This is a genomic window from Paenibacillus sp. J22FR5 (assembly GCF_059691975.1).
In genome coordinates this window covers 1-24,379 of record NZ_JCAUAN010000024.1, presented here as the reverse complement: position 1 = coordinate 24,379, position 24,379 = coordinate 1, and the positions used below count along the sequence as shown (strand labels likewise).

General features: G+C 48.9%; 21 protein-coding genes and 1 pseudogene. 4 read left to right on the top strand and 18 right to left on the bottom strand.

The genetic code is table 11. The features are described 5' to 3' along the window. Positions 1-319: 319 nt before the first annotated feature. The 10 genes and pseudogenes from AC58P7_RS24460 to AC58P7_RS24415 form a co-directional block, all read right to left on the bottom strand. A complete protein-coding gene (locus tag AC58P7_RS24460; protein WP_497347566.1) occupies positions 320-1,864 on the bottom strand; it encodes a DUF5597 domain-containing protein in 1,545 nt (514 codons plus the stop codon). Positions 1,865-2,026: 162 nt separating this feature from the next. Beyond that, positions 2,027-4,330: a beta-glucosidase family protein gene (locus tag AC58P7_RS24455; RefSeq protein WP_497347564.1), complete on the bottom strand. Its 2,304-nt coding sequence runs from the start codon at positions 4,328-4,330 to the stop codon at positions 2,027-2,029. Between the two features lie 38 nt (positions 4,331-4,368). Next, positions 4,369-6,891, bottom strand: coding sequence for a glycoside hydrolase family 3 N-terminal domain-containing protein (locus AC58P7_RS24450; protein WP_497347562.1), 2,523 nt, complete (start codon positions 6,889-6,891; stop codon positions 4,369-4,371). A gap of 45 nt (positions 6,892-6,936) precedes the next feature. After that, positions 6,937-7,824, bottom strand: a complete 888-nt coding sequence (locus tag AC58P7_RS24445) for a carbohydrate ABC transporter permease (RefSeq protein WP_497347560.1) — start codon at positions 7,822-7,824, stop codon at positions 6,937-6,939. 16 nt (positions 7,825-7,840) lie between these two features. Further along, positions 7,841-8,758, bottom strand: a complete 918-nt coding sequence (locus AC58P7_RS24440) for an ABC transporter permease (RefSeq protein WP_497347693.1) — start codon at positions 8,756-8,758, stop codon at positions 7,841-7,843. 109 nt (positions 8,759-8,867) lie between these two features. Beyond that, positions 8,868-10,388 (bottom strand): ABC transporter substrate-binding protein, encoded by a 1,521-nt coding sequence (locus AC58P7_RS24435; RefSeq protein ID WP_497347557.1) that lies wholly within the window; start codon positions 10,386-10,388, stop codon positions 8,868-8,870. Between the two features lie 159 nt (positions 10,389-10,547). After that, positions 10,548-12,161, bottom strand: coding sequence for a response regulator transcription factor (locus AC58P7_RS24430; RefSeq protein ID WP_497347555.1), 1,614 nt, complete (start codon positions 12,159-12,161; stop codon positions 10,548-10,550). 17 nt (positions 12,162-12,178) lie between these two features. Next, entirely contained in the window at positions 12,179-13,918 is a 1,740-nt protein-coding gene (locus AC58P7_RS24425) for a cache domain-containing sensor histidine kinase (RefSeq protein ID WP_497347553.1), read from the bottom strand. A 284-nt stretch (positions 13,919-14,202) separates the two neighbouring features. Beyond that, positions 14,203-14,331: a hypothetical protein gene (locus AC58P7_RS24420; protein WP_497347551.1), complete on the bottom strand. Its 129-nt coding sequence runs from the start codon at positions 14,329-14,331 to the stop codon at positions 14,203-14,205. A gap of 103 nt (positions 14,332-14,434) precedes the next feature. Further along, a pseudogene (locus AC58P7_RS24415) lies at positions 14,435-15,406 on the bottom strand (Bcr/CflA family efflux MFS transporter). Between the two features lie 80 nt (positions 15,407-15,486). Here AC58P7_RS24415 and AC58P7_RS24410 point away from each other — a divergent pair. Next, on the top strand, positions 15,487-16,077 hold the full coding sequence (locus tag AC58P7_RS24410) for an IS3 family transposase (protein WP_497347549.1): 591 nt from the start codon (positions 15,487-15,489) through the stop codon (positions 16,075-16,077). Positions 16,078-16,217: 140 nt separating this feature from the next. Here AC58P7_RS24410 and AC58P7_RS24405 read toward each other — a convergent pair whose 3' ends face one another. Further along, the gene (locus AC58P7_RS24405; RefSeq protein ID WP_497347547.1) at positions 16,218-17,543 is read right to left on the bottom strand and encodes a UDP-N-acetylmuramoyl-tripeptide--D-alanyl-D-alanine ligase; all 1,326 of its coding nucleotides are present in this window, start codon (positions 17,541-17,543) and stop codon (positions 16,218-16,220) included. 29 nt (positions 17,544-17,572) lie between these two features. On the opposite strand from AC58P7_RS24405, the gene AC58P7_RS24400 reads away from it, so the two are divergent. From AC58P7_RS24400 to AC58P7_RS24390, 3 genes are read left to right on the top strand one after another with little or no spacing between them, the layout of a single operon-like run. Continuing rightward, positions 17,573-17,773: a hypothetical protein gene (locus tag AC58P7_RS24400; RefSeq protein ID WP_497347701.1), complete on the top strand. Its 201-nt coding sequence runs from the start codon at positions 17,573-17,575 to the stop codon at positions 17,771-17,773. Then, positions 17,698-18,639: a pyridoxal phosphate-dependent aminotransferase gene (locus tag AC58P7_RS24395; protein ID WP_497347691.1), complete on the top strand. Its 942-nt coding sequence runs from the start codon at positions 17,698-17,700 to the stop codon at positions 18,637-18,639. Before AC58P7_RS24400 ends, AC58P7_RS24395 begins: the two co-directional genes overlap by 76 nt. After that, on the top strand, positions 18,636-19,574 hold the full coding sequence (locus AC58P7_RS24390) for a 2-hydroxyacid dehydrogenase (RefSeq protein ID WP_497347545.1): 939 nt from the start codon (positions 18,636-18,638) through the stop codon (positions 19,572-19,574). The genes AC58P7_RS24395 and AC58P7_RS24390 overlap by 4 nt, the downstream gene beginning before the upstream one ends. A gap of 159 nt (positions 19,575-19,733) precedes the next feature. Here the strand turns inward: AC58P7_RS24390 and AC58P7_RS24385 are convergent, their stop codons facing one another. The 7 genes from AC58P7_RS24385 to AC58P7_RS24355 form a co-directional block, all read right to left on the bottom strand. Further along, positions 19,734-20,102 (bottom strand): hypothetical protein, encoded by a 369-nt coding sequence (locus AC58P7_RS24385; protein WP_497347543.1) that lies wholly within the window; start codon positions 20,100-20,102, stop codon positions 19,734-19,736. Between the two features lie 156 nt (positions 20,103-20,258). Further along, positions 20,259-20,501 carry a hypothetical protein gene (locus AC58P7_RS24380; protein ID WP_497347541.1) on the bottom strand — a complete coding sequence of 81 codons (243 nt, stop codon included), beginning with the start codon at positions 20,499-20,501 and terminating at the stop codon, positions 20,259-20,261. A gap of 172 nt (positions 20,502-20,673) precedes the next feature. Then, the gene (locus AC58P7_RS24375) at positions 20,674-21,063 is read right to left on the bottom strand and encodes a DUF5412 family protein (protein ID WP_497347539.1); all 390 of its coding nucleotides are present in this window, start codon (positions 21,061-21,063) and stop codon (positions 20,674-20,676) included. Between the two features lie 170 nt (positions 21,064-21,233). Continuing rightward, positions 21,234-21,719 carry a DinB family protein gene (locus AC58P7_RS24370; protein ID WP_060647812.1) on the bottom strand — a complete coding sequence of 162 codons (486 nt, stop codon included), beginning with the start codon at positions 21,717-21,719 and terminating at the stop codon, positions 21,234-21,236. A gap of 85 nt (positions 21,720-21,804) precedes the next feature. Then, complete coding sequence (locus AC58P7_RS24365) at positions 21,805-22,467, bottom strand: Nif3-like dinuclear metal center hexameric protein (protein ID WP_497347537.1); 663 nt, start codon at positions 22,465-22,467, stop codon at positions 21,805-21,807. A gap of 146 nt (positions 22,468-22,613) precedes the next feature. Then, complete coding sequence (locus AC58P7_RS24360) at positions 22,614-22,841, bottom strand: DUF6199 family natural product biosynthesis protein (RefSeq protein WP_497347535.1); 228 nt, start codon at positions 22,839-22,841, stop codon at positions 22,614-22,616. 237 nt (positions 22,842-23,078) lie between these two features. After that, a complete protein-coding gene (locus tag AC58P7_RS24355; RefSeq protein ID WP_497347533.1) occupies positions 23,079-24,104 on the bottom strand; it encodes a hypothetical protein in 1,026 nt (341 codons plus the stop codon). Positions 24,105-24,379: the final 275 nt, after the last annotated feature.

Sequence of the window (24,379 nt, the reverse complement as noted above, 5' to 3'; positions counted from 1 at the left end):
CATTCGGACATGTTCAGATTCTATACATTGACATTTCTCACCAAAGCTCAGTAAAAAACCATACCCATAGTCATTTTCTATGAATGGAAAGTGAAACTATGAATTTATTATTTTCGTAGGACTCCACGCTTTCTTCTCCGCAAAAATCCACCATCAAGTCTCACAGTGATTCGTCAATAAGAAGTTTAATTTTAATAGTCCTTTTCTCTGAGGTCTCTAAAGGGCCAAAATCAAATTCCCTAGGAACAAAGGTCACTTTTAGCAACCTGCCATCAGAAGCTGAAATGACTTTTGGTCCACCACTATTTGCTCAGATCCACTATCGGTATTGATACATCTCCACTCGCAACGCGGCAGGATTGTTCCCGATTTTCATTCTATAAGCAGCTTCGTCACCATTAAGTACGCGTCCGTAAACCCATTCATCTTGTACAAACGTTCCTTCTTCAATTCGGATAAAACTTACCTTCCCTGAATCCCCGCGTTTCGGCAAAAACTCTACTGAAAATCCGATCCCGGCGAAAATAAATTCATGGTCTGAGACCTCAATCACAAGTCCACCTGATACCGGCTTGCCTTCTTGCTGACGATTGTAGGACACTTTTATATCATATTTGGAGAAGGATAAAATACACCCTCGATCATGGTTTTGGAGAAATCCCGTCATTTTGCCTGTTCCGCGATACTTCTGAATGACACCCAACATATTTCCTAGTAACTCATAACTGCGTGCAAGATAGGGACCGGTTCCATTCAGGTTAAAGCCGGACATGTCTATATTGAGAGCCATCAGAAGACCTATATCGATCTGACTGCCGTCATCCAAGGGTGGAGCGAGGAAATCTTCAATACCGAAAGGCGAATAACATAAAGCATCATGCTTTCCAATCGCATAAAAAACATTCGTAACCGATTCAATATCCCTTCTAGCTTCGGGTATAAATAGAGGATTGTCATTGTTTGCCGTGTATTCCTCGCAAACCTCGGCGAAATTGGGCAAATAGATATCCGGTGCATACAGACAAAGGGTCGGAGCCATTGCCTTCCATAGATTCATCACCTTTGCAATCGGTCCCCCGCTCGGGTATGTCCCGGGTCTCCAAGGAAATTGCTCCAACCAAGCGTTGACAAATAGCGGCAATGGGTAGACCTTGGAACCCGCGCTCGCTATTTGTTCGACCGCTCGGGCATAATAATAAGCCATGAAGTATTCTGCCGCATCTTCCGCGAATGCTTCCCCCCACGTACCGCCAATTCCGTAAAGAGATCCAACCTCGGTTGGGATCGTACGATTGAATTCAGCGTTCGCATGATCGGAATAATCCCGGTCGCTGCCGAGAAACCCGATTTCATTCTCCACTTGAACCATGATGACCGTATGCCGGTCACCGTCTACCTTTTTCAAATGAGCCATAAGCTGTGAGAAAGCATTCGCGTCGGCTTCTACCGCATTCACGCACAACGGCGAAATAGTGTCAGACGGTTCATTATTTTTATATACGGCTCGGAAATAGGTTTGGTAATCCTTCTTCACCCAGCCAGGGACATAACTGGAAATTCCATTCTTCCATAATCCGAACCACAATAACACCAAACGCACATTCTCTTCCCTTGCTTGATCGATGATTCCATCTACCAAATGAAAATCGAATTCTCCTTGATTGGGTTCAATTAATTCCCAAAAAACCGGCAAAATTACTGTATTTAGATGTAGGCCTCTGAGATGTGGCCATACCTTTTCTTTCATGTAGTTCAGATTTGAGGAATTGGAATTATGAATTTCGCCAGCTAAAGCGATGTAGGGTTTACCATCAACATAAAGGTTATAGACTCCGTCTTCTTTTAACAATTGTGGCAATGTCATCAAATTTTCTCCTTTTAGAATTGATATGAAAGTCTCTGAATCTTCGACAGCCGGTTCTCGAACTATGGCGAATGGCGTTCGCTTCAAGAACGGAAAAGCCCCCACGCACGCGAAGAGGCTTTTCTCGTTTATTGATTTCAATTTAGAAAAATGATCTTACGCTCACCGGCGACTCGAGTCACCTGAAGCCAACTCGACTTCTCCGTTCAATTGCGCCAAGATCCGCTCAAGATGCTCCTCTGTCATGGCACCGCCGCTGAATGCGATCAAGGCGCGCAAAGGCAAATACTTCATGATCGCCTCCATCATGTCTGACGCATCGCCGGCATCCTCTCCTGCAGCGCCGAATGGATTCCGCTGCTTCAAGATGTGCTCGATGACCGGCTGCGTTGCCGGATCCGCGAGCAAATCTCCGACAGTCGAGTTGCGGGTCGCCTTCGCCCGAATGGCCGCCGTCGATTCGATGCGAACGGTATCCACTAGGACGATGTCCCGCGAGGACTTCCCGATCAGAATCTCGAACTCGCCCGTCTCGACGCGCCAATCCTTCGAATCGACGTCGTAATAGGCGAACGAGCGCTTGTCGAGCGTGATCGTCACGGTCTTCTGCTCGCCTGGCGCAAGCTCTACCTTCGCAAAACCCTTCAGCTCCTTCATCGGCCGGATCACCTTGCTTTCTACGTCGCGGACGAACAGCTGAACGATTTCTTTACCGGAACGATTTCCCGTGTTCTTCACCTTCACCTGAACGTCCAGCGGCTCGTCGTCGCGGATTTCCTTCTTCGCGATCGAAAGATCGGAGTAACCGAATGTCGTGTAGCTGAGGCCATGGCCGAATGGGAACAGCGGCTCGACTTTCTTCGTGTCGTAGTACCGGTACCCAACGAAGATGCCCTCCCGGTATTCCACCCGGTCACCTTCGCCGAAGTAGAATAAATAGGACGGGTTGTCCTCAAGCTTAGTTGGGAATGTTTCGGCCAGCTTGCCGCACGGGTTCGCGTCCCCGAACAACAGATCGGCGATCGCGCCGCCGAGCGCCTGGCCGCCCAGGTACGCCTCCAGCACCGCCTTCGCGCTTCCGATCCAAGGCATCTCCACCGGCGAGCCGTTGCTGAGGACGACGACCAGCTTCTGCTGCGCAGCAGCCACCGCTTGAATCAGCTCGACCTGGTTGGCCGGCAAGCGCAGGTGCGTCCGGTCGTACCCCTCAGACTCGTAACGGTCCGGCAAGCCGACGAACAGAACGGCAACATCCGCTTGCGCTGCGGCACGGATCGCTTCCTCGACCATCTTAGCGTCAGAAGCGTCGCTGTCCAGATCATAGCCTTGAGCGTAGGAAATCTGCGCCCCACTGCCGGCCGACTTCGCGAGCTCTTCACGGATATCCTCCAGCTTCGTCGGCTTGATATGCGAGCTTCCGCCGCCTTGGTATCGGGGCTTCACAGCCAGCGCCCCAATGACAGCGATGCTGCCTTCTTTAGCCAGAGGAAGAGTGCCGCCTTCGTTCTTCAGCAGCACCATGCTTTCTCGCGCGACGACTCTGGCAAGCTGATGATGCGCCTCGGGATCGTAGCTGGCGTTCGGCTTTTTGCTGTCCACCGCTTTGAAAATAATCCGCAAAATCCGCTCAACCGCCCGGTCCAGCTTCTCCTCGGACACCTTCCCGGCGCGAACCGCTTCGACGATCTTCCGGTCTCCCGCCCCGCCGCTCGCCGGCATCTCGAGCTCGAGGCCCGCGGCCAAACCGTCCACTCGCTCGTTGACGGCGCCCCAGTCGGAAACGACGAAGCCTTCGTGTCCCCATTCATTCTTCAGAATGTCCGTCAGCAAATATTCGTTCTCGGAAGCATATTCCCCATTCACTTTGTTGTAGGCGGACATGACTGTCCACGGCTGCGACATCTTGAGCGCGCCCTCGAAGCTCGCGAGATAAATCTCGCGCAGCGTCCGCTCGTCGACAACGGAATCACTTGTCATCCGGCGATGCTCCTGGTTGTTGGCGGCGAAATGCTTGAGGGACGTACCGACGCCCTGGCTCTGCACCCCACGGATGTGGTGCGCGGCCATCTGGGAGGACAAGAACGGATCCTCCGAGAAGTATTCGAAGTTCCTGCCGCACAGCGGCGAACGCTTGATGTTCGCACCGGGCCCGAGCAGGACGGCAACGTCCTCGGCCTGGCATTCCTCGCCGAGTGCCTGCCCCATCTTCTCAATCAGCTCGCGGTCCCACGAGCTCGCCACGCCGGACGCGGACGGAAAGCAGGTCGCCGGCACGCTGTCGAACAGGCCGACGTGGTCGGCGCCTTCCTTCTGCTTGCGCAGGCCGTGCGGGCCGTCGGTCACCATGATCGACGGGATGCCGAGCCGCTCGATCCCTTTCAGCCGCCAGAAGTCTTGCCCGGAGCACATGCCGGCTTTCTCCTCCAGCGTCATCTGAGAAATCAATGTCTTCAAGTCGCGTTCCATTTCGTTTCCTCCCATTATATCTGCTTTGTCATGCTTGATCAGCTTTCAATCAGCTTGAAAGCCGCTTCCTTCACGTCTCTGGAGTTCGGTCCGACGTACAACCGGAACCCACCAGTCTCCGCACGGAAGCTTCGGTCCGGCAGGTAGTACTTGAGATCCTCTTCGGTAATAGTGAACACGACCTCGCTGCTTTCCCCCGGCTCCAGCCGTATTTTTCGGAAGCCCTTCAGCTCCTTGACCGGCCGCACGACGCTGCCGTGCACATCCTGAATGTACAGCTGGACGGTTTCTTCTCCCGCTCGATCGCCGGCATTGGTTACACTGACGCTTAACAACAACTCACCGGAACGGGTCAGCTCAGCCTTGTCCAGACGAAGCTCCGAATACTCGAAAGTCGTATAGCTGAGTCCGTAGCCGAACGGATACAGAGGTTCGTTCGGGCAGTCCAAGTATTTAGAAATGAACTTCATATGCTTGTTTTCCGGCGTGACAGGACGCCCGGTGTTGAAATGGTTGTAATATATCGGTACCTGACCCGCATGCTGCGGGAAGCTCATCGTCAGCCTGCCGGAAGGATTGTAGTCGCCGAACAGCACGTCGGCGATCGCATGGCCGGCCTGCGAGCCTAAGAACCACGTCTCTACGATCGCGCCCACGTTCCGCTCATACCAATCCAGCACGAGCGGGCGGCCGTTCACGAGCAAGAGCACCGTCGGCTTGCCCAGCTTAACGATCTCTTCCGCCAGCCGTTGCTGAACCTTAGGCAGCGCGATGTTCGTCCGCGACGCGGCTTCGCCCGACATGTTGCTGTCCTCGCCGAGCGCCAGAATGACGACGTCCGCCTCCTTCGCGCAGGCGATCGCCCGTTCGAACCCGCCTTCGATTTCGTTGTCGACACCGCAGCCCGCCGCAACGAGCAGATGGTGCTGATCCAATCCTTTCCCGGAGATCCCTTCCTTCACGGTGATCGTCTCGATGCTGTATCGGGAGAACTGCCACGGGCCAAGCAGATCCTTGCTGGCAGCGAACGGTCCAACGAGCGCGACTTTACGTCCGTCGTTCGCAAGAGGCAGCACACTGTCGTTCTTGAGCAGGACGACCGACTTGCGGGCGAGGTCACGGCTCGCTTCCAGGTGCGCCGCGCTGAAGTGATACTCCATCTCTTTCTCCGGCTGCACGTACCGGAACGGATCGTCCATGATGCCGATTTTGTACTTGTAAGTCAGGATCCGCCGCACGGCCTCGTCCAGCTGTTCTTCCTTCACGAGGCCTTTATCGATCAGCCCGGGCAGATGCTTGTAGTACAACCGCGTCACCATCTCGATGTCCATCGTCGCGTTCAAGGCGAGCTTGGACGCTTCTTCCGCGTCTTGGGCCGCGCCATGGACGAAGATTTCCTCGATCGCTCCGTAATCGGATATCAGGATGCCGTCGAAACCGAGTTCATCCCGGAGCAGGTCTTTCAGCAGATCGGAGCTCCCTGCGACCGGAACACCTTGATAGATGTTGAAGGAGTTCATGACCGAACCCGCACCCGCATCGATTCCCGCCTTAAACGGCGGCAAGTAAACGTTCCGCAGCGTCCCTTCGGAGATGTCGACCGTGTTGTAGTCACGTCCGCCCTCCCCCGCGCCGTAACCGATAAAATGCTTCAGGCAAGCGATGATCGTCTCGCGGTCGAACAGGCTGTCTCCCTGAAATCCTTCGACCTGGGCTTTCGCGATAAGCGCGCCCAAGTAAGGATCCTCGCCCGCTCCTTCGACAACGCGTCCCCAGCGGGGATCCCGCGAGATATCGACCATCGGACCGTGGTTGTACATGGTCCCGGAAGCCGACGCTTCCTTAGCCGCGATGGCGCAAGCCTGCTTGATCGCATCCATGTCCCAGCTGCACGCCCAGGCTAGCGGCACGGGAAAAATCGTCTGGAAGCCGTGGATAACGTCGGCATTAAACAGGAGCGGAATGCCGTGCGGCGATTGCTCAACGGCGATTTTCTGAAGCTCTAATACCCGTTTGCTGTCGAAGGCGCCGAGAATCGATCCAGCTTTTCCTTCCGCCACCATTTTCTCCGTAGGCTCGGATTCTACGTCAGAGCCGAAGGAGAAGTCGGACGCCCCAACCTGGCTCATCTGCCCGATCTTATCGGCGATGGACATCCTGGTTAGCAGCCGGTCAACTTCCCGGCGAATATCCTCGTCCGACCGCGGTTTCACGTCCGATTTCCGGTACGGAGCCACAAGAGGAATGAGCTCCGCAGCCAAGGACGCGCCCCGCCCCCTCACGCCGCGAACTTGAATCTCGCCCGCGAAAGGGAGCGTGACCGTGCCGCTGAACGTCTCTTCCTCGAACTCAAGCGAGACGATCACCGGATCGGTCGAGAAAAAAGTGCGTCCGGACGCCGTCAGTTGATTCCCTTCGACGGCCGCGTCCATCGGCTGGATGAAGGACGGGGTCGGCTCCATATTCACGATCAGCCTGTACCCTTCGTTCACCTCCACCGAAAAAATCATTTTTACTGTCGACCCATTCAACTTGAGTCTCGCGTTCCAAATCCCAATCATCCATCACCACTCCTCGAATAAGTCGACTTGCCTTGAACAAACCCTTTATTTCACAGCGCCGATCGTAATGCCCTTGATAAAATACTTCTGAAAAAACGGGTACGCAATCAGAATCGGAAGCACCCCGACGACGGCGATCGCCATCCGGACGGACGTGCTCGGCAGCTCCGCCATCTTACTGCTCGCAGTCGACGAAAGGTTGCTGTTGCTCGACAGGAACTGAATGTCCGAGATGATGCGGTTCAGAATGTTCTGGATACTGAAAAGCTTCGGATTGGTTACATACGTCATGCCGTTAAACCAGTCGTTCCAGTAAAGAATCGCTTCGAACAAACCGATCGTGGCCATGATGGGCATCGAAAGCGGGAGGACGATTTTGTAGAACACCTTGATCTCTCCCGCACCGTCGATTTGAGCGGCCTCGATCAAAGCCGGCGGAACTGAGGTCATGAAGAACGTCCGGACGAGCAGCACGTTGAAGCCATTCATGAGAAGGCCCGGCACGAGCAGTGCCCAGATCGTGTTCTTGATCTCGAACACCTGCGTGTAGATGATATAGGACGGGACAAGCCCTCCGTTGAACAGCAGCGTGAAGAATACGAGGAATGCCCAGAAGTTCTTCATCGGGATATCCTGCCTCGACATCGGGTACGCGAGCATTGACGTCATCGCGAGGCTGGCCGCGGTGCCGAATACCGTAATGAACACGGTCACGCCGTACGCGCGTCCCAACTCTCCCCTGTGTGCCCATAGGTATTCGAACGCCTTGCCGCTGAAATGTTCCGGGAAAAATGAATAACCGTGCTGGATGATGCTGTCTTCGCTCGATACCGAGGACATGATCAGCAGAATAAAGGGAATGAGACAAACGACCGAGAAGCCCAAAAGTGCGGTGTGGGCGGTCCACCTGATCCATCTGCTATCGTACGCCATTGTTTTTCACCTCCGTCTAGAATAGAGCATTATCTTTGCTGAATTTGCGGACCGTATAGTTAGATAAGATCACGAGCAAGAACCCGACGATCGATTGATAGACGCCCGCGGCCGACGACATGCCAATATCGCCCAAATTCATCAGCGCCCGGTATACGTACGTGTCGATAACGTTCGTCGTCTCCGACAGGACGCCCGAGTCCATCGGCACCTGGTAGAACAGACCGAAGTCGGAGTAGAAAATTCGGCCGATCGCCAGCAGCGACATCATCGTGATGACCGGTGTGATGAGCGGGACCGTGATGGAGCGGATTTGCTGCCATTTCGACGCACCGTCGAGGGTGGCAGCTTCGTAATACTCGGGATCGATGCTGATGATCGATGCCAAATAGACGACGCTCAGATAGCCGATGCCTTTCCAAATGTTTACGGCCGTCAGGATGTACGGCCAATATTCTTTACTTGAGTACCACGAGATATCTTCCATGCCAAGCAGCGGGAGAATCGATTTGTTGATCAGTCCCGTGTCGCTGCTAAGCATGGCGTACACGAGATAGCTGACGATAACCATCGAGATCAGGTGAGGCAGGATGATGATGCTCTGATAGAATCGTTGGAAAAACTTTCTCCGGATTTCATTCAGAAGGATCGCAATTCCGACTGCCCCGATCGTATTGATGACAATGAACAAACCGTTGTACAGGATCGTGTTTCTGGTAATGATATAAGCGTCTTGCGTCTTGAACAAATATTCGAAGTTTTTAAACCCTACCCAATCGCTGCCGAAAATTCCTTTGGCGAAATTGATATCCTTAAAGGCGATGATCATCCCGAACATGGGCAAGTAGTTGTTGATGATCAAATACGCGAGCCCCGGCAGCATGAGCAGGAACAGCGGTGCGAACTTTTTCCATCGTTTGGCCGTGGAGCCCATGATGTTCACTACCCTTTCATGAGTTGATTAGATTGCCGGAAAGAACGCAATCCAATCAACTATGCAGCTGATTGGATTGCATATACGTCATAGAGTTATATGATTTTGCTTAATTGCCTTTGGAGGCAGCCCATGCGTCCAGCTGCTTCTGCTTCTCGGCGATGATCTTGCCGATGCCCGCGTCCTTCAGCTTCGCGATGAAATCGGGGAGCACTTTATCCGGATCCAAAGCTCCGCATTCGAGCGCGATCCGGTATTGGCTGAACACGTTAGTAACGGCGGCAAATTCCGTTTTCACCGCGGACGAATCAAACGTAAAGCCAAGCGCCTTCGACTTGATCGCGTTCGCGTTGAATTGCTTCATCTTCTCCCAGAGCTGCTCGTCGTCTCCCTTGAAGATATAGGAGAGAAACTGATTGCCGAACAACCATCCCAATCCCGAATAGCCGACGTTGCCCGCGTTTACGCCTTGCGGGTAATCAATGACGTTATCGGATACTTTCACGTAGTGTTTGCCTTCGATTCCCCAGTCCAGCAGATTGACGAGCGCCTTGTCCGAATACATCAGATTTAGGAATTGCATCGACTTCTTCGGGTTTTCCGAGTTCTTCGCAATTCCCCACATAACATTCGTGACTGTGTTCGTCTTCGCGACCGGCGGCATCATCTCGACGGAAACGATCGGCATTCCGGATTGACGGGTTTCTTGGACATCGTAGCCCGGTTTCATGTTTGCCAGGTTGCCGGCGCCTTTGCCGCCTTTGATGATGTCAGACGAAGATTCCTTGTTGGTGATCGCGTCCTTGGCGATGTATCCAGCTTGGTACCATTCTCTCATCATCTTCAGGCTGGCCGCGTACTCTTCCGTTTCGAACCAGTTCACGACTTTCAAGTCCTGGCCGTTATTCAGCAGCACGCCCATATCGTCGCCGAGCGAATCCCGCGTGCTGAAAGGAGTGATCGGTGAATTGCCGGCGGAGTTGATGAGCGGAATCATTTTCGGTTCGTTTTCCTTGATCGTCTTTAGAATCGGCACCAGGTCGTCCAACTTCTTCACTTGACCCAGATTCAGATTGTATTTGTCCACGAGATCCTTACGGATCTCGAAGCCGTAGCTTTGGGCCAAATCGCGGATGGAAGGTACGGCATAGGTTTTGCCGTTGATTTTGGCCGCGTTAACGTAATCCGGACCGAGCGCCTTCTCAATCCCCTTCCCATACTTCGAGAGCAGATCGTCGATCTGAACCATTTGGCCTTTCGAGACTTGATTCGCGTACGAGCTCCCGAAGAGCGGCAACACATCAAGCTTCTCGTTGCTCGTCAGCATCAGGTTGACTTGGTTTGTCCAGGCGCTAATGCTGATCGGCAGCAATTTCACGGTCGTATTCAGCTTGGCTTTCGTAATCTTGTTGATTTCTTCCTCCACGAGCAGTTGGTCTTTCGGTACGCTGCCGAAGGAGAAATACGCCATCGTCAATTGGTAAGGTTCTCCGGCGTCCTCGCTCGCAGCCGGAGCCGCCCCGCTTGATGTCGAGCTAGCCGCTTCGTTCGAGCCTTTGTTCGTACTGCATGCGGCAAGTAAAAGAGTGATGGCGAGTAAAGCGCTGATCCAACTTAACTTCCGTTTCATGTGACCCCTCCGTTACTTTGTAATTGGATTCGGTACGGTTCGTTTGGCTCTCGGCCGTATTCCCGGTTCGAATCTATAACCATCATAATTCATCGCAGAAACGTCAACTACCGAGATGTCGACTTTCGAATGACATGTGGTCGACCTCTATCGATTCTCCTATCGGTCATTGGAACGGATCAATTCTTCATGCCGGAATTCGAGCGGACTGCGGTTCGTATATTTCTTGAAAATGCGCGCGAAATGCGAGAAATTCGTGAATCCGACCTGCAGCGCCACCGCATATACCGGGAGATTGGAATTGCTTAGCAGCCGACGGGCGACAGCCATCCTCTCCTGGACGACATATTCTGTGACGGAAATCCCCGTCTCTTTCTTGAAAATTCTATCCAGGTAATCAGGATTCAGATAGACATGTTTGGCGATGTCGTCCCGCGTCAACGACTTGTCCAGATGCTGGGCGACATAGCCTGTCGCACGGTCGACGACGGACGCGGATCGTTCAACCGACCGGACGTATTCCGTCGCTTTGGCGACGATTTGGCGGCTCCAATCGATCATATCCTTAACCGAACGAGATGCATGCAGCGACATCTCCATCGACTCATCGTCACCGAACAGCTGACGGGCTTGAATGCCTTTCGACTGCAAGAAAGAATACACCATCTGCATGAAATCCTGGAGGAACTGGTGCAGCCGCTTCGCATCCAACCCGGCGACCTGGGTTAACCCGTTCAAGTAGCGGGCGACTTCTTCAGCGAGCTTCTCAGGGGAACCCTCCGTCAGCATGACGGACCATACCTGCAGCTCCGGCTCGAATAGGGCGGACGGCGCGGACGGTTGTCCTTCCAGCAGAAGGACGAGGTTATCGAACGCGACATTGTTTCGATCAAGCTCCTGCAGCCGATCGGTCATCGCCGGTAATTCGTGCGCATGGGCCGGATTGCCGACATAGCAGCTCAGATCGCAATAGAAATATTGGCGGCACGAGCGAATGTACGCCTCGCAGCTTTGCCTTAGCCGCTGCGCTTCATTGTCCGTCCACGACTCGAAGGAAAGGATGGCAAGTAAGCTGCCCTTGCTTAAGGGAAGGAGCTGTCCGTAACTGCCCAGCTTAAGAAGCAGTTCTTCAGCGGAATTCCGGAGCGCGTATTCAAGAATCTTCTCATCTCGCATATTCAAGCTTTTGTGCCACCGCTTCACAGTGATCATTACCGGTACGAATCTCATTTGCTCCGCGTAGGGGATGTTCCGATCCTCCGCGGCGATGCGGATCGTCTCCGGACGTGAAGGAATCGACCGGTACAAGATGTCCAGCCAGAACCGTTCAATGAGCAGCGGCTGATGCTGGATCCAATACTGGCCGTATTGGCTGAACTCCGTTTTTTTGCTTTCCTCGGCCTTCTTATCGATTGCTTTAGCGATGACGCTTTCCAGTTCGGGGATCGGCACCGGCTTCAGCAAGTAATCGAAGCTGCCGAGCTGGATTGCCTGCTTGGCGTAATGGAAATCCGCATGGCAGGTCAGAAAAATCGATTCCGTATCGGGAGAATGCTTCTTGACCCAGCCCAGCAGCTCCAGGCCGCTGCCCATGGGCATTTCGATGTCGCACAGCATAATGTCTATGGGGCTATTTTCGTTATAGATTTCTCTTGCTTGATGGATGTCGTAAGCAGTAAGCACCTCGGAGATGCCAAGCTTCTCCCAGTCTACAGCCGCTTTGATGCCTTCCACAGCATGAACTTCGTCGTCTACGAGCAGCAATCGGGACATGTTCGTTATTCTCCTTTCTACGATTCCGGGTTCAGGGGGAGCAGTATCTCGACGAGAGCTCCTGATGGCTCGACGTTCGAGAACGATATATGGGCTTCGTCCCCGTATAGCAAGCCGAGCCGCCGCTTCACGTTCCAAATGCCGATATGATCTCCCTGTTCGTCTTCTATTCTTTTTCCAGCGCGAATTTGCTCCAAGATCTCCTCCGCGAAGCCTTTGCCGGTATCCCGAATCTCGATCAAAAGCCGGGGATCCGGGCCGGAATCGTCCAGATCGATCCGGATGGCGCCCTGGATCGAAGAGCTGACGATTGCGGCATGCTTGATCGAATTCTCGACGAACGTCTGGACGATCAGCGGCGGAATCCGCGTATCCAGCAGGAAATCGGGAGCCGATACCTCGAAGACGAGCTTGCCGGGAAACCTCAGCTCCTGGATGCGAATATAATTGCGTACATGCTGAAGCTCGTCTTTCAGGGGCACGAACGTCAAATTGCTTCGGAACATGTAGCGGAAATATTGGACCAAGCTGAGTGCCATCTCCTGGATCAGCCCGTAATTTTTGACAAGAGCCAGGTTATAGATAATGTTCAAGGAATTCATGAAAAAATGAGGGTTGATCTGCAGCTGAAGGTGCTGAAGCTCGGCCTTATGCTTGCTCAACTGTTCTTCATAGACGTGAATGCGCAGCTCCTGAACGTGTTTGATCATCTTGTTGAACGTTTCGTTCACGATCCGGAATTCATCAGACGTCGGATACGGGTCGATCCGGGTGTTCAAGTTCCCTTCTCCGATTCTTCTCATGGCCGTCATTATCCGGTTGAGCGGCCTTAGCACCATCTTCCGCAGCAGAAGCAGGCAGGCGGGCACCAGGATGATCGCGGCGATCGGGATCATGGAAGCTATTTTCCTTAGATAAGGTAAATTCTCCAAAATATACTTGTCCGGAATGAGGGCAATGAGACTGAAATTGCCCTTGGCCGACTTCTCGCCTACGACCAGGAATGGATTGGGTTTTCCGGATAAATAATACTGCTGGATGCCGCGAGTTAAGTCGATGCCGTTCTCCCGCACGGCGTCTGCATGCGTCAACGGCGTGCCGTTCTCGTCAGTGAGAAGGGAAACCCCGTTCTCCCCGAGTTTGAGCAAATCCAGCGGGATCGACAACTTATTGATATTTACCCACGCGCCCACATAGGCCTCGCTCGTCTGCAGCACCCGAAATAAGTAGTAGCTCTGGCCGATTTGTTTGACGTACCATTTTCGAATCTTGAATTCACCTGTACTTTGAAGCTCGCGAAGCAAGCCTCGAATGTAGCTCCTGACCTCTTCCCTCTCCTGCACGCTCTCAAAATCCTGAAACACCTCGAAGTAATCCTGTCCGGGTATCGAATACACGAACATCGAATCAACAGACTGGAACGTCGCGATATCTCCGTTCAGCTTGTGGTCCAAACGGACTTTGGCCAAGGTACGATCCTGCTCCGAGGAACGGTATTCCATTTCCTGAAGATCCTTGTCATTCACGACGAGGTTCGTCAAATACTTGTCGACGTCGTTCAAGTTATTGTCGATTTGGGCCATATACATCGAGATCAGACTGCGGCTGGATTCCGCAACCTGGTTGTGGACGACGCGGATCGCATAGTCGTTGTTGTAGATTAGGAACGCAACCGTCGGCAGCGTGATCAGCAGCAAACCGGCGACCAGCTTGAAACGAATGGAATTCCAGGTGAGCCGAAAAACACTGTTTGTCATCGAGATCGCTCCTTTTTTTGTCTCAAATGCCCATGATACCCCATTATAGACTATCTTAAAGGATTCCTACTTCTATCATCCAACAGAATGTCGACTTATTCGTGATATGAGGTCGACCATTTGCATGCTCGCATCGACTTGCCGACAAAATAAAAGACGGTTGCCCTCGAGCATCCGTCTTGTAACGTTACGATTCGGTATAAATTGTCCTTAAGATTTGTCTTAACCTCGCGAAAATGAGTGTCTTTTGCCCTTATCGACTGCAGGGGATTGATGCTGTAAAACTACATCCGGTTACACTCCAGATAGCTGGCGACCAGCTCTTCGCAAACGTCCCTAACATTGCTTGAATACGTTGTAGCAACCATGAAGGTAATGAGGCCGAGCATGTAAATTTTCCATGTGTTTCTCATATTTTTACAGCCTTCCTCTACAAATAATTCGATACTTGTGATTTCTTCATTGCTTTATTACGTCAATTGGTTGGTTGTGGTCTGCTGCAGAATCCATTCATTATTAACCTTCACTTAGATTAGAAGAGGTTATTGTGTTAGACTTTTTAACCAAAATTACATAGGAGATGATGGACAATAAGCTGGTTATAAAAATAATGACTCCAAATGGTACGGCAGAATTTTCACCCGCAATTCCCACTAGCGGGGAAGTAACGGAACCTAATACAAATGGAAGGGTACCTAGCACTGCGGAAGCACTCCCTGCAATATGCCCTTGCGACTCCATTGCTAATGTAAAAGAAACTGGTCCAATGATTCCGTTTGTTGCAGCAAATAAAAAGATCGAAATAACCAGCGCAAATAATGGTCCATGAGAACCGACTACAATCAGTACTGTAGCGCTAGAAATAAAGGCTAATGACAACCCTATCAGAAATATACCTCGTTCGGTCATCCGTCCTGCCAGTTGTTTAACTAGTTGAGATCCTAAAATTATTCCAATACCATTCATGGCAAATATCACCGAAAACACTTGAGGTGACATACCGAAAATGTTTTGATAAATAAATGGAGTTCCAGAAACATAAGCAAACACACCTGCGAACAAAATTCCATTTACGAGAGCATAACCCATAAATGTCCGGTTTCGAAGTAAGCTTTAAGTTTCTGAGTAACTCCATGAAGTTACTCGGGACACGATGCTGTTCAGGTAAGGTTTCCATTACTCCCCCTATTGTCATGCCCGTTAAAATACTCCTAGAAGTGCTAAAAAGATAAACACGCCAACCCATGAAGTGAAAGAACTGACCGTACTCCCAGCAGTCGGGGAAACTAATGGAGCGACATTACTTATCGTTGTAAGGAGTGCAATAAACTTAGTCATTTCAACTCCACTATACATATCACGAACAATCGCGCGGGAAATAACGAGTCTGGCAGAAGCTGCAAATCCTTGGATGAATCGTAAAGCAATAAACATTTCAATATTTAGTGCAAAAGCACAACCGATAGAGGAAATGAAATATAGAATCATTGCGATCAACAAAGGTTTACGTCTGCCATGAATTAGGAGAGGCAGGTCATCTCGTCAAACACAAGAAAGCATGGCGGCTTATGAAGGAACTTGGTATCCAGTCGGTTATTCGCAGGAAGCATAAAGTGTCCAATTACACGCCTTCTGTCGTGTATCCAAATCGTTTAAAACGCAAGTTTCATGCAACAGCACCCCAGCAAAAAATGGTTACAGATATTACTTATATTTCAGATGGTTCGAAGTTCTATTATCTATCTGTTATTCAAGATCTATTTAATAATGAAATTGTCGCTTGGCAATTATCTGAACGAAACGATGTGGAACTTGTGCTTGGTACTGTTGAACAGTGGACAAGAAAAAGAGACGTAGCGGAAGCTGTTCTCCATTCGGATCAAGGCTTCCAGTATACGTCTCAGGCGTACAACACACGATTAGAAGCATTCGGCGTTAAAGGCAGCCACTCTCGCAAAGCAACCTGCCTGGATAACGCATGCATCGAATCCTTTTTTTCGCATCTCAAGACTGAGAAGTTGTATCTTAACCAGTGTAAATCAGGAACTGACATTCATCAAGCCGTGGAAGATTATATTTACTTTTATAACTACCAACGGTTTCAATCCAAACTGAAAAAACGCGCACCGATTGAGTATCGATGCGCTTTGGCAGCATAGCTTTTTTCATTTGTCCACTTGACAGGGGTATGAACAGATAGCAGGTTTTATTATTTCACCTGTCTACCGTATGGGGAGCATATCACAGCTCCGGCAGTCTTTCTTGCTTTGTCGTCTGTAGACAAACATTCTGGTATATCTCAAGACCGTTTCCGGGATAGACTGCATTTCAGAAAGGAGACTGTCTTCTCCAGCTTCAATAAATGAGTGCCTTTAACCAGTATTGCAGTATCCGGCTTGATCGCCTTTGCAAGCGCTTTATGAAGCTGCGGCCTGGACACGAAGCTGCGAATGTGGGTTGCGGGGAATCCGGCTTTCTTGGCTCCCACTGCTACGTGTCGTGCGAGCGTTCCAATCGTATACAGCAGGGTGAGCTCTTTCTTGGCCGCGTATTTCCCCACCTCAACATGCGCTTGGTGGGCGCATTTTCCCATGTCCTTCATATAGCCGATGACGGCGATTTTATGCTTTCTACTCATCGAAGCGAGCGTGTCGAGGGCAGCCTTCGTTGCATCGGGATTGGAGCTAAACGTATCGTCGATCAAGGTGATTCGCCTCGGAAGCTGCGTGCTCACTAATCTTCGGTACGGAATTGAATATTTTGCCAGTCCGCTGCGGATTTTACCCACTGACAACCCTAAGCTGTGCGTAACGGCGATCGCGTTCAGCGCATTGTAAACATTATGAACCCCCAGACATGGAATGGAGAATTCCTCCTCTTTCCCGTCCAGCCGAACCCGGAAAGCAATCCCCCGACTCGAGGATCGGATGTGGAGTGCCTTGTAGTCAGCTTTGCTGTGGATGCCGACTTTAAGCAGTTTTCCTTGAAAATCTTTGACGGACAGCAGCTTGGAATTCGCGTCATCCGCATTCAGGACGAGCGTTCCGGTTCCCTGCATGTGCCGGATCAGCTCCGATTTCGCGCGTGCGATGCCTTGAACCCGGTTTCCGACATTGCCGATATGCGCCGTTCCAACATTGGTGATGACGCCGAAGCTCGGTTTGATCAAACGGCAATGTGCCCGGATATGGCCTTTGCGGAGCATTCCGAACTCGAGCACGACTGCCCGGTGCCGCGCATTGATCCGCTTGGCGTACTTGCGGGTACTTGTAGGCAAATTCCAGTTCGACGGAGATTTGAAAATCTTCCACCGTCTCCGCAGGATGGAAGCGATCATTTCTTTAGTGGTCGTTTTTCCCGCGCTGCCAGTCACGGCTATGACGGGGATGTTCTGATCCGGCATGTACAAACCACCTTTAATAGCGAATATATGCTGTAGTCTACGCTGGAAGTAAATAGATAGAGTGGGTATTTGGCGGAAAATAGGCGTTTGCACGAGGTCGGCGTCAGGGGAACTCCTATATAGTGTAGGGTGAATGATTCGTAATGCTGTTAAGCGGAGCGTGAGACGAGTGAAATCCATAGAACGACTGCCCAATCTAACGAGATACGAATCGATAGGCATCAACCAGCTGTTTAATGTAGCCGACGGTCATGCCCATCAACCGCAAACCAATGCGCAGAAGAAAATTATCGGGCAGCTGCCCGACTTGTTCGATCGGGCGGAAGCGGCCAGGCAATCAGATTTGGAAGACGAGTTCCGTCACCTCTTCTACGCCTTGGCTGGACAACAGACTGCTGCCGGTCTTAACCGGACGTTGTTTTGTTATTCCGCTTCATTATCGATTGATTTGATCGCCACATTTCTGGCTTCGCGGGGGCTGACCGCCGCGTTGCTGCATCCCTGCTTTGACAATCTGGCGACCCTGCTGCGGAGGAGAAACGTGGCCTTGACGCCGTTGCATGAGGAGGACCTCAGCCTTGACCGGATGGAAGAGACGTTCGCAGGTCTCGCGGCGGACGCGGTGTTCATCACGCTTCCCAACAACCCCACAGGTTTCGAGCTGTCGCGGGAAGAGTGGGAGAGGTTGGTTGCGCTCTGCGGCCGACACGGAAAGCTGCTCATCGTCGACTGCACGTTCCGATTTTTCTCAAGAAAACCTTTATGGGATCAGTACGAACTGCTGGAGAGATCGAAAATCAGCTATTTGTTGGTTGAGGATACGGGAAAGACGTGGCCGACCCAGGATCTGAAATGCAGCATTCTAGCGATAAGCGAAGATTTGGCCGATGATGTGCTCGAGCTTCACAATGACATTCTACTGAACGTTTCCCCGTTTATCCTGAAGCTGTTGATCGAATATTTGAAAGATACGGCGCAGGAAGGACTGCAGTCCGTCATATGGGAACCCATTGACCGAAACCGCAAAACTCTGCGGGAAGCGATTCGTTACTCCGAGCTAACCGTGCGCAATACGGATTCCACGATTAGCGTCGAATGGCTTCGCATAACGGATCCCAATTTTCGCAGCGTGGACCTGGTTGACCGTATGCAACGGCTAAGACTAGGGATATTGCCGGGGGACCACTTCTACTGGCATGACCACGGACAGGGGGAGCGATACATCCGGATTGCGCTTGCCAGATGCCCGGACATGTTTGCCGAGGCCTGTAAAATCCTGGAATTGGCAGCAATGACGAACAGGATGGATCCGGCATGAGAATAATATATCTGGATGAGCCTACCTACCTGCCGGACGACTTTGTGCGCGAGATGGAGAAAATCGGAGAGTTCGAAGTTTATTACGATAGGCCTGACCAATCGACCGCCGTTCAGAGATTGTCGGGTGCAGACATTGCGATTGTGGAGTGGACGCCGCTTCGGGAATCGGCGTTTTGGAAGCTTCAGAGGCTCAAACATATCGCCCTCGTCATGACCGGATGCGATTTGGTTGACATCGAGGTTGCAGGCGCTGCAGGGATATCAGTGTCGAACTGCCCGTCATATTCGGCACAATCGGTGGCGGAGCATGTGTTTGCACTCATGCTCACGGTCAATCGGCGCATCATTCAGGCGGATCGTCTTGTCCGGCAGGGGGAGAGCCATGTGTACGGCCCCTTCCTGGCAGGCGAGTTGGCAGGCCGCACGTTAGGGCTGATCGGTACTGGCCGCATTGGGCAGGCCGTGGCGCGAATCGCCCACGGTTTCGGGATGCATGTAATCGGCGCGAATAGATCAGGAAGGGCAGTCCAGGGTGTGGAAGTGGCGGACATCCGCGAGGTGTTTCGGCGAAGCGACGTCATCTCGCTGCATGTGCCATTCCATTCAAAGACGAAAGGCATGATCACCCCCGAACTTCTGGCTTCGATGAAAAGGACGGCCCTGTTCATCAACACGAGCCGGGGCGGACTGGTGGACGAAGAAGCATTGTTCACTCTTCTACAGGACGGAAGAATCAGGGGAGCGGGCCTTGACGATGTGGCACAAGTCGCCGGAAACCCCTTATACACGCTCGATAACGTTGTGTTTACGCCGGGAACGGCGTGGTATACGGATACCGCTCGGAAAGCTAACATGACGGAATTGCTTGACAACATTCGGGCGTACGCGGACAGAACGCCTCGGAACATCGTGAATGAGGGTTTTCTAGCATAGGAGAGATGCCGCTTGAAGTCGCGAAGCACTCTACAAAAGAGGACGTCATCCTATTCCAATGGGAAGTCGTCCTCTTACCTAGCGGCTGCCTTCATGTCTTCGTTGAACTATCGTTCACCGTTAGTTGAATGACCTCATCATTAACTATGATAATAAATCTTATTTGTACTCCCAACTTTTTAAAATATTATATGTATATTTTGAAAAATTCTCATAAGTTACACTGCCATAATACACAGAAACCTTTAACTTTTTTGTTATTAGCTCCCCTTGCTCTTCTACATTTGAAGGTAAATTTTTTAATAACAATATCACAGGACATTCGTATTTTCCATGCTTCCAATTGTGTTCTCTTGCGATATCAAAATAATTATTAGTTCCATTTCGCTCTCTAGATACAGCTTCACACCATTCCCATGTATCCTCATAGTCACTATAATAGTCTGGTAACTTTAGACTTAGTTTCAGGTCTTCAGTAATCTCTGGTAGTTCTCTTTTACTAAAAAACCAAAATTGATTTTCATTCACTAGTTATCCTCCTAATAATGCATTAGATCGGCATCCATCTCCTGATGCATTATGCTATAGTCCCCCATTAGCGAAATGATTCATGCCGAATGTCAAAGTGTGAATACGTTGTTATACCATGTCCCTACCTCTACCATCAAAGCAAACATACAATCACTACTTAATCTTTCTTGTGATGATTTCATAATTCTTAGCCAATACCCAACCGTTCATTCCATATGCTGACATAAGAATAATGTATTTATAACCACCTTCAATTAAGGTTTGTTCCATTTCATCAATTGAATCATACATCACTGGCCATCCATAGGATTTCTGCTTTCTTAATAGTTCAGAATTTCCTTTAATAAATTTAGGAATATCTGATTCATAAATATCAAGAATAATACTGCCTTTCAATTGGTGTTCAAAAAAATGATTAAACACTTCAGTAAAAACAATATCTGTTTCCTCAATTATTCTATTATCATCATATTTAGTATGTAATTTGATTTGATCATTTTGTAAATCGACTTCATAAGATAAGATTTCATTATCATGTACTTGTTACAAAATTTATCTCTCCCTTTGTTCAACTATAGTTTCTCGTTAGCTGAATCAACAACTTGTCGTACCTAAAGTCATAACTATCCGTTTGTACATTCAACTTTCTTCCGTTTATTTCAACTAATTCATTATCTAACCAATTCACCGAAGCAGAATCTTCATGATAATTCCAATATATATTTCGGGATTTTTTTAATGAGAAGTTGTAGGATATTTCTCCTCGTATGGCATAGTCCACAGTAGCACCGCCATTAACTAAGTAAATTTTGACTGTATATTTGTTATTTGGAGAAGGAAAGGATTGTACAAAATTCCCCTTTGGTAAATCCGAAAAACTGCTTATTTTAACAAAAATAAAAACAACAAAAATCAAGATAATCAGGAATGGTAGATACTGCTTAAAAAATTTCTCCATTTTGGCTCACCTCAAATTTAACACTTCTTGTCAAAGATTACTGCCCGTAATGCTATAACACTATATTTATTCCCGATTACTATTACGCAATCCTGCCCGTTACTTGAATGAACAAAAAGAGGAGCTGCCGCGTTGCAAGCTCCTTCACTAATTATTCTAGGTATTTTTTCTTAGTTTGCATCTACTCTCCAGCTCTTTTGTAGCTTCCGAATGTAACAGATTTGACCAATGTGATATGCATTATGAGTTGACACATTTCCGAGTATCTCCCACCACTTGGCAGCCATTGGGAAACCATTCACATCACTTTCGACTTTTTCTTCAGTAAGTAGATCTTGCCATTTTAAAAGCACCTCTAATAATCGTTCTTTTAAATCAGTGAAATTTTGATCTTTGGGAACTATAAAACTTTTATTATTATTTCCTATGGAAGGCACAGCATTGACATGAGATTTCTGGTATCTAGTTTGCCAAGTTTCATTCCAATAAAGTAAATGCTGCACAATTTCAGCGATACTATTACTATCTTCACTAGGTTTCCAAAACGCTACTTCCTCTGACAAATTTTCAACTGCGTCTGAAAATGGTAGGTACCAACTAGGGTCATTAGCATTTGCTAATAACTGATCGGATAAAATATCCTTTACATGAAACATACTTTCCACACTCCTTCTTATTGATATGCGGCGGCCTGTTAATTTTCATGTTGAGTTAACGTTAACCGTTACTTTATCAACAAATCTATTCAATATGATCTTCTACTAATTCAATAATCTCTAATGAGTCATATTTTTCTTTAATTTTTTCAGACAGGGATTTCACACCAAAAATCTCTGTGAAAGTGTGACTTCCAACGATCAGGTTCATTTTAATGAACTTTGCATACTGGATTGTGTATAAGATTTTCTCTCCAGTAATATAGACATCGCATTCTGAATTATGGGCATCACGAAGACATTTTGTAGAGTTTCCTGCCCCTGTAATAATTCCCACTCTTTTTATTAGCTTTTCGGAGTTTTTCCACGATTTTATGGTTTCGCATAGTACCGTAATAACATTATTTATTCCAATTGCCTTGAATAATGAAGTACACGTGCCAAATTCAGCATAATCCAATGGCAAATGCACGAAAAAATGACTGATTCCATAGGATGCCAGAAGTATATGACATTCTTTTTTCATTCCAAAGACAAAATCCCATGCATCATGGTGGGTAACTATAAGATCAACTTTCTTTTGGGCGGCTTGTTCAATAAGTTCAGGAGTAATATTTGTTGCATACCCAATTCGATGAATTAAATCAGTACCATAGTTATAAAATGCAAATTCCTCTCCATAATCAAATTGTTTTAGGAGTCCACCAAATAGGGTTTCGATTAATTCATTAAATTGTTCTGTATTCACTCGTATCCCCCCAATAATTAACATTTCATATTAATACTTCTATTCGGCGAAATACTCAACAAACCTGCGCGTTACTAAAATAGGCTACCGAAGAACTCGGTAGCCTATTTTTTTTGAGCAAACGTTTTCCGATATTTGAGCGAACCTTAACCAGACTGCTTTAAATAAGTGTCGTAGAAGACAATTAGACTAAGGATAATAAAAATAATTCCTATAACTCTGTTCAAAATAATACCAAGCAAAGTCGGCTCTTCAGTGCCAAATTCCATTCTTCCATTTTTAATTCGAAGCATATACCGCGATAATATTATGGGGACTTTAGGAAAAATAATGTTAAGTAATCCTACTAAAATTAAGATGATTATCGCTAACAAATCATATACTCCTCACTCGACAGCTTCTACCATAAACATTCCTGCCTGTTAGATTTATGATTCTGCCACTCGTTTTCGCATATTCAATCTATATATTTTAACATATGTTAGTGGAGATAACTGCCCATTAAGTTAATGGAGGCTGCCGTTTGTGCTGGCAGCCTCGTTCGTTCTGAGCTATAGTCTCCGTTAGCGTAGCTCCACGCTAACTGTATAGAGACTTGTTATTCTTACAGATCACTTGGGACTGTAGGTTCCATTTACGTACACGTTATGTCCGAAGTATGGCTGGCCATTGTCACGAACATAAAGATCTGTGCTGGATATCATGTAGATAGATAATTCATACTTCCCATCTTTGAAAATCATATCCGCATCTGAGAGAGTAGCTTTTCCCGACTCAATGGTGCCGATATTGACCCCTCCTTGCTCCAATACCTCTTTATTTGTTGCATAAAAAGCATCGAGACTGAATAAAAGACCATCACCAGAAGCTTTTTTGATGGTTAACGTTGAGCCAGCAAGCTCACCGGAGTCCTCCAACCTATATTTTCCAAGATGGATGCGTTGCCATGCGTTAGGTAAGCTTTCTTTCGGGTCAGTTTTCAGGCCGATCATCACATCTTGAACCGTCAGTATTCGGTATGGGACCCCAGATCGTGCTCTGTCTTCAATGGAGTGATCCTCTGAAAACCCGGATTCGGTTTGCTTGAAGATTATTAATTGCGAAATAGGGATTGCACCCATGTACCCAAATCCTGTTGTGTAGTCGGCGATCACGATAATGTCCTTCTTTCCGTCACCACTTACATCCCGGAAAGAGACTGCAGAGACATAATAGAAGGACTCTGGCGATTCTGGTTCATACTTTAATTCCGCCACCGAATCCCCTTTTTTGTAGTAAAAATGCTGCCGGTTCTTACCATTCACTTTTTCTTCAGTGGTTATAAAGTCAAAATCACCAAAATTCTCGTTAATTACTTGGAACGACTGATCTTTCAATGTATCCCCTATAATAGGGTCCGATTTCGTTGGGACAGACGGCTTCGTTGGGGAGGTGCTGGCTGAAGAAATAGCCCCATTTGGTATTGATTGTCCCGTAGTAGGCGTAGAGGATGGAGACGCTCCTTTGACAGCAGTTGATACCATCGAATCGGCAGCCCTTGCGGTGACCTGAGATGGCTCGGAAAGTGTACTGTTGCCGTTGCAGCCTGACAATACTAGAAGAATAATAATGAAAAGAAATAAAATGTGTCTAGTCAACCTTAATGGCCCCCGGTTCTCAAAGATTCTCTAATTATGGTTTCAAAGTAATGTTCAATAACGATGATCAATATCCTTTTTTTGTAATTGCAGATAACAGCGCTTTGCTTCAATAAACAAAAGAGGGTCTGCCGCGAAGCAAGCCCCTCAACTATCGTTTTCCGTCCCTCGGTTTTAAGGGTTTATCTCACGTATGCTCACTCACTCGCAGGATTTCATCACCTTATAAATCAGTATTTTTCAGAAAGTAAGTTGATTAAAACCGTTGATTCATA